At 66.4% G+C, this 10135-nt stretch carries 8 protein-coding genes and 1 pseudogene; 5 read left to right on the top strand and 4 right to left on the bottom strand.

The window, feature by feature from the left end; translation table 11 throughout:
- Nucleotides 1-164: 164 nt before the first annotated feature.
- The 3 genes from CQZ88_RS03175 to CQZ88_RS03165 all read left to right on the top strand — a co-directional run bounded on the left by CQZ88_RS03175 (nucleotide 165) and on the right by CQZ88_RS03165 (nucleotide 2597).
- Nucleotides 165-881: a ParA family protein gene (locus CQZ88_RS03175; protein ID WP_102799245.1), complete on the top strand. Its 717-nt coding sequence runs from the start codon at nucleotides 165-167 to the stop codon at nucleotides 879-881.
- Nucleotides 874-1392: a hypothetical protein gene (locus CQZ88_RS03170; RefSeq protein WP_102799244.1), complete on the top strand. Its 519-nt coding sequence runs from the start codon at nucleotides 874-876 to the stop codon at nucleotides 1390-1392. Before CQZ88_RS03175 ends, CQZ88_RS03170 begins: the two co-directional genes overlap by 8 nt.
- Nucleotides 1393-1601: 209 nt before the next feature.
- On the top strand, nucleotides 1602-2597 hold the full coding sequence (locus CQZ88_RS03165) for a DUF2637 domain-containing protein (protein ID WP_102799243.1): 996 nt from the start codon (nucleotides 1602-1604) through the stop codon (nucleotides 2595-2597).
- An 882-nt stretch (nucleotides 2598-3479) separates the two neighbouring features.
- Here CQZ88_RS03165 and CQZ88_RS03160 read toward each other — a convergent pair.
- Entirely contained in the window at nucleotides 3480-3836 is a 357-nt protein-coding gene (locus tag CQZ88_RS03160) for a hypothetical protein (RefSeq protein ID WP_043797396.1), read from the bottom strand.
- Nucleotides 3837-3914: 78 nt separating this feature from the next.
- Nucleotides 3915-4328, bottom strand: coding sequence for a hypothetical protein (locus CQZ88_RS03155; protein WP_043797393.1), 414 nt, complete (start codon nucleotides 4326-4328; stop codon nucleotides 3915-3917).
- 170 nt (nucleotides 4329-4498) lie between these two features.
- On the opposite strand from CQZ88_RS03155, the gene CQZ88_RS03150 reads away from it, so the two are divergent.
- A complete protein-coding gene (locus tag CQZ88_RS03150) occupies nucleotides 4499-5620 on the top strand; it encodes a tyrosine-type recombinase/integrase (protein ID WP_080688452.1) in 1122 nt (373 codons plus the stop codon).
- Nucleotides 5617-7083, top strand: a pseudogene (locus tag CQZ88_RS32265) (tyrosine-type recombinase/integrase); the annotation flags it as partial. The gene CQZ88_RS03150 and the pseudogene CQZ88_RS32265, both read left to right, overlap by 4 nt.
- Nucleotides 7084-7172: 89 nt before the next feature.
- Here the strand turns inward: CQZ88_RS32265 and CQZ88_RS03140 are convergent.
- Nucleotides 7173-8996, bottom strand: coding sequence for a site-specific integrase (locus tag CQZ88_RS03140; RefSeq protein ID WP_043797110.1), 1824 nt, complete (start codon nucleotides 8994-8996; stop codon nucleotides 7173-7175).
- On the bottom strand, nucleotides 8993-10042 hold the full coding sequence (locus CQZ88_RS03135; RefSeq protein ID WP_043797108.1) for a tyrosine-type recombinase/integrase: 1050 nt from the start codon (nucleotides 10040-10042) through the stop codon (nucleotides 8993-8995). The genes CQZ88_RS03140 and CQZ88_RS03135 overlap by 4 nt, the downstream gene beginning before the upstream one ends.
- Nucleotides 10043-10135 lie beyond the last annotated feature (93 nt).

Raw genomic sequence — 10135 nt, 5'->3', positions numbered from 1 at the left:
TTGGAACGTTGCTCCGCTACAACGGTGCAACGTTGCAACGGCGTGGCGCTACGACGTTGCAGCGTTCCGACGCTTAGCGTTTAGAGCGTGGTAGCGCTGCACGCTGCAGCGCCCCAATGCACCGACTCATTGCACCCAGTGCAACCGACGAAAGGCTCCATGCAATGGCCAAAATCATCGTTTGCCACTCCCGGAAGGGAGGGGTGGGAAAGACCACGATGGCGTACGAGTTGGCTTACGAGCTGGACGCAGTCCTGGTGGACTTGGAGTACGACGGGGGCGGCGCCACCGGTAAGTGGGGGGATCGGCCTCTCGACCGGGCCCGCATTCCGATCCTCGATGCAATCCGCACCGGCAAGACCCCCAAGCCGTTGAACGGCTTCAAGAAGCCGCGTCTGGTACCTGGGCATCCCGACCTGTACGACCAGGCGCCCAGCGAAGAGGCAATGGCGGATGCGCTGGTGCAGTGGGCGGGGGAGTGGGACACGGAATGGGTCGTCGTGGACACGCATCCAGGTGCAACGACCCAGGCCCATGGTGCACTGTCCGTTGCAAATGTCGTTCTTGCGCCGACTCCGTTGCGGAAGCTGGATCTCGATGCAACTGAGCAGCTCGTCGACGAGCTCGCCGACTACCCCCTGGTCATTTCTCCGACAATGGTGCCGGCGGCACCTCCGGGAACGATGATCGACCGTCTTGCGCGGATGGTTGACGGCACGCCGGTGCAGGTTGCGCCTCCGGTTCCCCATGCCGCCCGGGTTGGCACTCGGACGAAGCGCATTGCAATCACCGCCGAGGAACCACCGGCCAAGCCGTTGCGGGCTTTCGCGGCTGCAATCACCGACACCGCGAAGTTCCTCCAGGAGTACGTCAATGACTAACGGACTCGACGCCTTGCGGCAAAAGAACAAGCGCGCCGGTGGGCGCACCATGCCGCCACCGCGGCACAAGCCCCGGTCGGTTCCGGTGGAGATCCCCACCGATTCCGAGAACCCGACCAAGTCCATTGCGCCCACCGTGCAAGAGATCCGACCGTCTACTTCGGACGCTGCGGCGGCCCACTTGGAGCAAGCGGCCGCGCAGACCGTCAACGGCCGGGAACCGGCGCCCGCGTTGCCTGCCTCCGAGTTGCCGAAGGCAGCGCCTCCAGCGCCTTCGGTAGAAGTGGACGAGCTAACAAAGTCGACGATCTATCTGGACGCCGAGACCGACCAGTTCCTGGAGGAGGCGATCTATCTCGGGCGGAAGCAAAAACCACGCATTGATTCCCGTAGTGCGATCGTTCGTTTTGCACTTCGTGAGTTGGCCTCTCGCATGTCCACCGAGCAGGTGATCGCCGCGATCCGGGCAGGTGCGCCTGAAACCGGCAATCAAGGAAGACCTCGACTCTAGCTGCATAGCGTTTCAACGTTCTAGCGCCAGAAAAAGGGGGAGTCCCGCTCGACCTGCAATCCAACGGGACTCCGTGACCGGCTACCTCAGCAAAGGAAATTCCGATCATGTATGACCTTAACGTTCGCGCTGCGCAACGTCAGCTACCGTCCGCAAGTGCACGCCGACGATTGCACTCGAAGACCACGGCCCTCGGTGCTGTTGCAGCGATGACGCTGGTGCTTGCAGCGCTGGCGTTCACCCTGTCGTTCGACGCGTTACGCCAGCTCACCCTGGAAATCGGTGTGCGCCCGGAACTGGCCTGGATGGCGCCGGTGGCGCTCGATGTGGCGCAGGCCGCCGCGGCCCTGGCTCTCGTTGCGTTGGGGGCCGACGACGAGTTCCGCGGTGCCCGTCGGTACTGCAAGGCCCTGGCCACGGGCACGGTCCTGCTCAGCGTGGCCGGCAACGGCTATCACGCCTTCCGCCTCGCCGGGCAGCGGCACGCGCAGGCCGCGGCCGGTGTCGATGTCGGGTACCAGCCGCAACCGGCTGCCATCGCTGCCTGCATTGCGATGATCGTGCCGCTGTTGTTCCTGGCGCTGTTGCATCTGTTCACCACGATCGTGCGGGCGCTGGCCGTCGAACGCGGCCGCTACAACGAGGCGGTGCATCACGCGCGCCCGACCGCCCATCAGGATCCGCACGCGAGTGCACCCGTTGCATCCGAGGTGCACGACCACACCGTGGATGCACCCGTCGGGGACGACGTGCAGGACCCCGGTGCACGCGTGCACACCGAGGCCGCCACTGCTGCCGCCCCGCCTGCCACGGTGCAGCCGCAGGACACCGAGCGCCCCGGTGAGGGTGCATCGGGGGACTGCGTCGTGCAGGCCCCGGCTCGCCTCGATGCACCGCCCGAGCAGACTCTGGCGCCGACGTCCGGTGGCTATCCGCAGACGGTCGACGGCCTGCGCGAGTTCCTGGCCGGGTGCGCGCTGCGCAGTGAGGAGAAGGAGGTGGCGGCGATCCTGCTGGGCCGCCCGCAGCTGACCTATGCGCAGGTGGCCGCCGAGCTGGAGGACACCCCGTCCCCGTCGACGGTGTGCCGGCGCTGGCAGCGTTTCAAGAACGCCGCGTACGCCGAAGGCTTCGAGATTCCGCCGGTGGTGCTGCTTCCCCTCGACGCGGTCACCCCACGCGAGGAGCAGTTGGTGTCGGTGTGACCCGACACCGCCCAGGGGCACATGCTGTGCCGGGGAGGTAGGCGCTACCGCCGAACGAACCGGGGCAGTGGCACGGCGGGGTGGGGCGGGGAAAACAGTGACGCCAGGACGGCGCTTCCCCCGCTGTCCTGACGTCGCATCCCACCCTAGCAGAGTTATTCGAACATGTGTTCCCCTGAGCTGGCGCTTCGAGTGTCCATGACGAAGTGAGCGAGGTGTTTGTCGTCAGCGCTGGGAAGAGTACGCAGTGTTATCAAAGCGCTTTCGACGATGAATCATGCGTTGCACATTGATCGGCTGCCAGTGCGGAAGCCGATCAATGTGCAACGGAGTCACCGGGCCACTCCAGAGCCCCTATATCGATCGGTACGATCAGTCGTTGTGACTTCGGACCTGCTCGCGGAGGCCGGGCTGAGCGAGTGTGCCCGATCGGAATCGGACTGCATGCCTGGATTCGGCCTGTTTCTTGGCGGACTTGCAATTGCCGGAATCGGTGTGGTGCTGTGGATCACGCTTGCGACCACAGCGACGCACGGGATCCTATCGGCAAGGTCAGGGACAGTCGGCCGCACATTATGGGTGGTGGCCGTGTGGGGCATCCCCCTTGTCGGGGCCATGGCGTGGTTTGCGTTCAGACGTCGTCCACGGTCGGCAGCGGCGTAATGGTTCGTCGATCGACAATCCACCTCGCGAAGTGGTCTCTCTGGGTGAGATCCCCGCATTGACAGGGTGGTGTCGACGATCGGTGAGACGATCGGTGAATTGTGCAGCAACGACCCACCTTGCGAGCTGAACCGCTGATCGCTCCGTCCGATCAACCGTCAATGGGCGAGCAAGATGCGTTGTGAAGCAGTATGTTCGCGAACTGCAGGGACGAAGCCTCTACGGAACGGGACGCTCGCCTCTTTCGATCCGTTGTTTCCGCAGGAGGTACTCGTCCTCCGAGATTTCCGCCAGACCGGGCACGACAGGGCCGGCCCATCCACCCTCGATGGCGCGGGGGCAGAAGCCGACGGCAAAACTGGCAGGCTCATCCTCGAGACCGACCCAATCCACCAGGATGTGTTGGATCGCCGGACTGGTGATCCGGCCTGGGTGACCGTGGAACAGCATCGGAGGTTGTGCCTGGGGGTCGAGGATGTCACGGTCGGTGTCGGCGCCCCGAAAGGCCACAGGCACACCCTGGCGCACTCGCGTCGTTGCCATGGCCTTGTCCCATCCCTGCACATCGTGGGTCATCGAGCGCTCCTTCCTGCAGCGACGAGCAAGAAGGCGTCGAAGCTTCGTCCACCGGGACAACGGTCAATGCCGACGGCCTCAGGCATCCGGATCGTCCTTGGCCGCCACCGCTTCTTCGAGCTCTCTCACGCGGCTTTTCAGGCGATCGAGTGTCGACCGTATGTGGACGATGAGTTCGACGTTGCTCTCCTGCATGGGGGGAACACCCATGAGGTCGTACAGCTCGCGCCACAACCGCCGAAAGGATGCGCGCTCACCAGCCAGTTTCGCCTCGACCATCAGCAACTGCACCTCGGCAGGGACCTGCCGTTTGACCTCGGGCCCGTGCGGTGGGGGTTCCTGACCCCGCCACGGCGACCATTTCGACCGCAGATCGATCTCCCTCGTCCTGGCGAGACGTTCCAGCAGTTCGCGGCACGCCGTGGGTGAGGCAAAGACGGTCTCGAGGCAGCGGTGGTAGTCCGGGGGCTGCATCTGCTTGTGTTCCGGCATCGGTCATCGCTCCCGCGTACTCCACCCGAAGGCGAAGAGACGAATTCTACAGGGAATTTGACCGGGCGGCACCGATCTTACGGACGGATCGGACCATGATGGAATCCCTCTTGTCGGTGCCGCCGGTTACCCTCCGCACAAGCAATCCACGGCGGACAGTGGGGTCCGACATGTTGGTTCAGCGGGTACTTCAGCCGGCCGGTGGGGACGAATCGTGGACGGTGCTCGACGACGACTTCGCCGTGATCGAGCCGATCGAGATGTTCCTGGCGCACCTGACCGTCATCGAACGATCTCCTGCCACGGTTCGCTCGTATGCGTTCGACCTGCGCGACTACTTCCAGTTCCTGCAGGTCCACCAGACCGGCTGGGCCACTGTCACCCTGGCGGATCTGGGCAGATTCGCGGGATGGCTGCGTCTGGCTCCTGATGCCCGAGCGGGCACGGTCACGGCCCTGCCGACGGTCAGGGCACACTGCAGTGCCACCACAATCAACCGCAAGCTCTCGGCGATCGGCTCGTTCTACCGATTCCACGCTCGCCACGGCGTGTCGTGCGCTGATCTGCTGACCACTATCGAACCCCACGAGAGCAGGTCGAGTTCGTGGCGACCGTTCCTGGCGCATCTCGGCAACCGCGACAGACGCAAGACCCTCAAGCTGACCCCGCAGCGCCGACTGCCCCGCGCCCTCACCGACGAGCAGGTCACCGCCATCCTCGCCTCCTGCGACCGCCTGCGGGATCGATTCCTGATCGCCCTGCTGGCCGGAACAGGTATGCGCGTCGGTGAAGCCCTCGGACTGCGCCACGAGGACATCGACCCCGCCGGCCGCCTGGTCCGGGTCCGTGCCCGCCGCAACAGCAACCATGCCCGGGTCAAGAGCGGCCCACGCGAGATCCCCGTCGCACCCGCACTGATCCGCCTCTACACCGACTATCTCGTCACCGAATACGGTGACCTCGACTGCGACTACGTGTTCGTCAACCTCTGGGCCGGCAACCACGGGGAGCCGTGGCGTTACTGGAATGTCACCGACCTGATCGCCCGGCTGCGCCGGCGCAGTGGGATCGAGTTCACTGCCCACATGTTCCGGCACACCTACGCCACCGAACTCCTGCGGCGCGACGTTCCTGCGGAGGTCGTGCAGAAGCTCCTCGGGCACGCCTCGATCACCACCACCGTCGGCACCTACGCGCACCTGGACATCAGTCACGTTCGAGACGTGCTCGAACGGTCCGGCTGGTTGACCCGGGCCGTCGGTGCCCTCACCCCGACGGAAGGCGAACGATGACGGTGAACCAGATCCGGTTGGTCCCGGCAGCAGAACGTAAACAGGCCCTCTTGTTCGCGCAGGTCGCACCGTTACTCCGGGCAGCGGGCCTCGAACTGCACCCAGCCGATCCGGTCGGTGGCGGCACCGAGTGCGTGATCGAGGGCTGCCGGCGACCACAGTGGTGTCCGACCCCGGGGCTGTGCTCGACCCACTGGGAACGATGGAGATCACACGGCAGACCACCGCTGGAAGGCTGGGACGCCGGCCGGGCCGTCACCGGTGCGCAGCAACTGCGATTGTCCGCACTGCCGATCCCCCTGCGCTGGGAGATCGCCTACGGAATTCAGCGGGCCCGGGAGGTCGACGATCCGCCGCGGTTACGCTTCGGCTCGCTACGCAAAACGATCGCGATGCTGGCCGACCTCCCGATCTCCTCGCTGCTCGAACCCGACGAATCGGACTGGCCACAGTCACCGCAGCGCCGACACCGTCGCGCTGCGCCTCACCCGGGACCGTCGAGGCTCCAACTGGGGTTTCTCACCTTCATCATCGACGAACTCGACCGCCTCGCCGGTCGCGGCGGTGCCGACGACGAGTACGCCCGCGACACCTGGCGGCTGCGCCGGATCGGCGTCACCGGACCGGCGAAGGGATGGCTCTTCGACTTCACCGGCATCGACCAGCGTTGGCTTCGCGAGGCTGTCAAACGATTCCTCCGCTGGCGCAACGACACCGGACACAGTCCCAGTGGCATGCACCGCGACCTCAGGCCCTTGACCCGCCTCGCCCGGGCCTTCACCGACACCGCCGGCGCCGACGCCACACCCGAGCAGTTCACCCGCCCGGTGCTCGACCGGTTCTTGACCGTGCTCGCCGAGGACGGCCTCACCCCGAGCGGCCGCAACATGGCCTTGAGCTCGGTCTCGCGTTTTCTGGCCATCGCCCGACAACACGACTGGCTCGACGGTGTTCCCGCCCGCACCGCCCTCTACCGCGAAGACTTCCCCGCCCGCACCCCGCTACCGCCCCGGGCGCTGTCGGAGTTCGTGATGACCCAACTCGAAGACCGGGCCAACCTCGACAAGCTCACCGATCCCCGCTGGCGCCTGCTCTTCCCGCTACTGATGCAGACCGGACTGCGCGTCAACGATGCCCTGCATCTGCCGCAGGACTGTCTCGTCCGCGATCACCAGGCGGCTCCGTATCTGCGCTACTACAACCACAAGATGAATCGCGAAGCACTGGTACCGGTCTCGGATGAGCTGGCCGCCGCCATCGACGTTCAGGTCGCACACGTCCGCGACCACTACTCGACACGCGCGGTCCTGTTCCCCGGCACAAGAAACAACCCCGACGGCACACATGTCATCAGCGGACCGGTCGTCTCCACGACGCTGCAACAGTGGGTCGCCGACTGCGGCATCCGCGACGAACGCGGCGCACCCGTCCACGTGACCGCGCACCAGTTCCGGCACACCCTCGGCACCCGGTTGATCAACAACGACGTTCCCCAGGAAGTGGTCCGCAAGATCCTCGACCATTATGCGGGTGATCCTGTCAAGGTTTCGTGTCAGGAGGCAGACTGGTCGAGTCGGGTGAGCAGTCCGTCGAAGATCTTCTGCCGGCCGAGTTGGCCCTTGTCGGCGGCGTCGTCGCGCTGCGCCTGCAGGGTGGGACGGAACTCGATGGTGGTCTGGAAGAACGTGCAGGATTCGCAGATGGATTCGAAGTGACAGTCGAGACCCACCGGTCGGGCGCAGTAGCCGTTGCCGAGCATCCGCCGGTGCATTTCGGAACGTAGCTTGCGCATCTCGGCGCCCTCGTCGTCGGCGGGCAGTTCGCGGGGTGCGTCGTAGAGCGCCTCGACCTTCTCGGAGACGGCGAAGTACTCGTCGGCGACGGTGCGGTCGGCAATTTTGGCGTACACCATGGTCATTCGCATCGAGCGATGCCCGAGTAGGGCGGCGATTGCCTCGAGTGACATGCCCCGGTTGATGGCCTGAGTCGCGAGGGTATGTCGTAGTTGGTGGGGAGTGACGTGCCCGATGCCCGCCGTCGCGGCTACCGTCGCGAGCGCCCGGTCCACCCGATTCTTGGTGATCCGGCGTCCACGTTCGAGGAAGAGATAGTCGCTGCGCAGACCGGCCGGGCGCTTGTCGAGCCAGTCGTCGAGCATCTCTTTCAGCTGTGGGTGCAACGGAATGTATCGGTCGGTGCGCAGTTTCCCGACCGGCACGTGCAGCCAGTAGGCGGAGCCGATCTGCACGACGGCGTCGACGGTGAGGTCGAGGAACTCGCCCTTGCGCAGCCCGGTCCGGGCCAGGAACTCGATGGCGAGCCGGGTGAACGGATCGGGGTCGGCGCGGGCGGCCTGCAGCAGCTTGGCCGCCCTGCCGTCGTCGAGGAAACGGGGCAGCGGCTCGTCGCGGCGGGGCAGGTCTCCGGCGAACACGAGTACTCCGGTGGGGGTGTCCTCGCCGTCCCACTCAGTGAGGCGTTCGAAACAGGTACGCAGGGTGCCAACGTGTTCGGCGAGAGTGGTCTTGGACAGCCGGTCACCGCGGGCCGACGGCCGGTCGGTCAGGTGCAGTTTGTAGGCCTCGATATGGCGGCGGCGCAGGTCGGCGACGCAGCCGACCTCGGGCGCCTCGCGGGTCAACCACCCCGCGAACCCCCGCAGCACCCCCTCGACACCGACGATGGTGGCCGGGCGCAACGACGGTCGCATCTGCTCGACATAGCCCAGCAACGTCGCGGCCAGTCGAGGCGGTGCCGCAGCCCAGGTGGCGGCGCGGCTCGCGGCCTGGTTCGGGTGCGTCTTGCGCGGCGGCACGTCGAGCACACCGGCGTGGAACAGGGTGGCCTCGGCACCGAACAGGGCGGTGGTCAGCGCCCGGACGCCGTGCGCGTCGGGCCGGTGCCGACGGATCGCGGCGATCATCTGCTCCCGTCCGGCGTCCACGTCGGCCTTGCTCAGCCGATCCTGCGCCACCCCTGCCAGCGTCGCCACCTTCGTCACCGCCGACCACTGCAGCACCGTGGCGCGGCGGTCGAAGCCGAGCTCGGCGGCGGTCTCGGTGAACCGTCGATGAAACGAGGCATGGTGGCGCGCAGCAACTTCGCCGAGGTAGGGCCGGCCCAGCACCAGATAGTCCGCGGTCGGGGTCAGCCGACCGGTGACCATCAGCCAGCCGACCACGCGGCGGTCCTTGAGCGAGGTGGCGCACTGCTCGGCGAGCGTGAGCGCGGACCAACCGTCGGCGCCCACTCGGGACAGGAACGACCGAGCCGGTGAGGTGACCGGATGCTCGGCGAACATCCCGGCGGCGAGAAGGTCGGCGCGGTAGGCGGCAACCAGTTCCTCGACCTCGCCTCGGTGCGGTGAGCGGGTCATTCGGTCACCCCCACGTCCGTCGGGTTCATCTGGGCGTCAATCGAAGCCGCTGCACGCAGGTACTCACCGGCCAGCCAGTCGTTGGCCAGATGCAGATAGATGCGGGTGGACTCGATCGAGGCATGCCCGGCCTGAGCCTGGATCGCCTCCAGCGCCATCCCGGCCTCCCGCAGCCGGGTGAAGCAGGTGTGCCGCAGCTGGTGGCACGTCAGCCGGGCCAGACCGGCGCGGTTCCGGGTGCCGGCGAGGATCTCATCGAGTCCTGCCGCGGAGAGCGGGCCGCCGCGGCGCGGTCCCTTGAGCACGACGAACACCCGGTCGGTTGTCGAGATGCGCGGCCGTTCATCGTCCAGATAGTCACCCAGGGCGACGAAAAAGCGCGACGAGACGGGAACGATTCGCTGCCGCCCGCCCTTGCCGTCGGCGATGAACAGTCGGCGTTCGCCGGCGTTGACGTCGCCGAGTCGCAGCCCGAGCACCTCGCAGCGACGTAGACCACCGAGCAGCATCGCCTGCACCATCGCGGTGTCGCGGCGGGTCCGCAACGCCGTCAAGACCGCGTCCACCTCGTGCGGGCCGAGCACCCGTGGCAACCTCCGCGGGGTCCGCACCAGCGGCACCCCACCACGCCCGCGGCGTCCCGGCTGTCGGCTGGACAGGCCACGCGGGACGGGGTTGCGCACCACCCCGGCATCGCCACGAGCGGTCAGGTAGGCGAAAAGACCTGAGACAGTAGATAACCGGCGGGCGATCGTGCGTGCTGCGAGTCCGCTCTCACCGTCCTCGAGCCGGACTACCCGCTCCCCGAGTCGCGGCGCCCGCTGTTGCTCGAGGAACGCAAACACGTCCGCGGTGGTGACCTGCGCCGGTTCCTTGGTCACGACGGTGAAGAACACCTTCAGGTCGTAGGCGGTGGCCAGCCACGTGTTCAACCTGGCCCGGGCGCCGACGAAAGCGAGGTAGTCGTCGAGCTGCGGATGCCCGAGGGTGAGCGCTCGAATCTCCACACCGTGCATCGAACGGACCAGGCAGGGCACGAACGTCATGCGGGCTCCTCCGGTGGGATGGCAATCAGGCCTACACGCGATCCTCGTCGAGTCCTCGAGATCGCACAGTGATTCCCCGCATATCAAACACCC

The organism is Rhodococcus sp. ENV425 (genome assembly GCF_002887785.1).
Taxonomy (GTDB): domain Bacteria; phylum Actinomycetota; class Actinomycetes; order Mycobacteriales; family Mycobacteriaceae; genus Rhodococcus; species Rhodococcus aetherivorans.
The sequence above is the reverse complement of the archived record's forward strand: the minus strand, read 5'-3'. Positions and strand labels throughout refer to the sequence as shown.

Bases quoted from the DNA above. Each gene is read 5' to 3' on its own strand.
- CQZ88_RS03155 (WP_043797393.1), bottom strand. From the start codon at position 4,328: ATGCCGGAACACAAGCAGATGCAGCCCCCGGACTACCACCGCTGCCTC.
- CQZ88_RS03140 (WP_043797110.1), bottom strand. From the start codon at position 8,996: ATGACCCGCTCACCGCACCGAGGCGAGGTCGAGGAACTGGTTGCCGCC.
- CQZ88_RS03175 (WP_102799245.1), top strand. From the start codon at position 165: ATGGCCAAAATCATCGTTTGCCACTCCCGGAAGGGAGGGGTGGGAAAG.
- CQZ88_RS03150 (WP_080688452.1), top strand. From the start codon at position 4,499: ATGTTGGTTCAGCGGGTACTTCAGCCGGCCGGTGGGGACGAATCGTGG.
- CQZ88_RS03160 (WP_043797396.1), bottom strand. From the start codon at position 3,836: ATGACCCACGATGTGCAGGGATGGGACAAGGCCATGGCAACGACGCGA.
- CQZ88_RS03135 (WP_043797108.1), bottom strand. From the start codon at position 10,042: ATGACGTTCGTGCCCTGCCTGGTCCGTTCGATGCACGGTGTGGAGATT.
- CQZ88_RS03170 (WP_102799244.1), top strand. From the start codon at position 874: ATGACTAACGGACTCGACGCCTTGCGGCAAAAGAACAAGCGCGCCGGT.
- CQZ88_RS03165 (WP_102799243.1), top strand. From the start codon at position 1,602: ATGACGCTGGTGCTTGCAGCGCTGGCGTTCACCCTGTCGTTCGACGCG.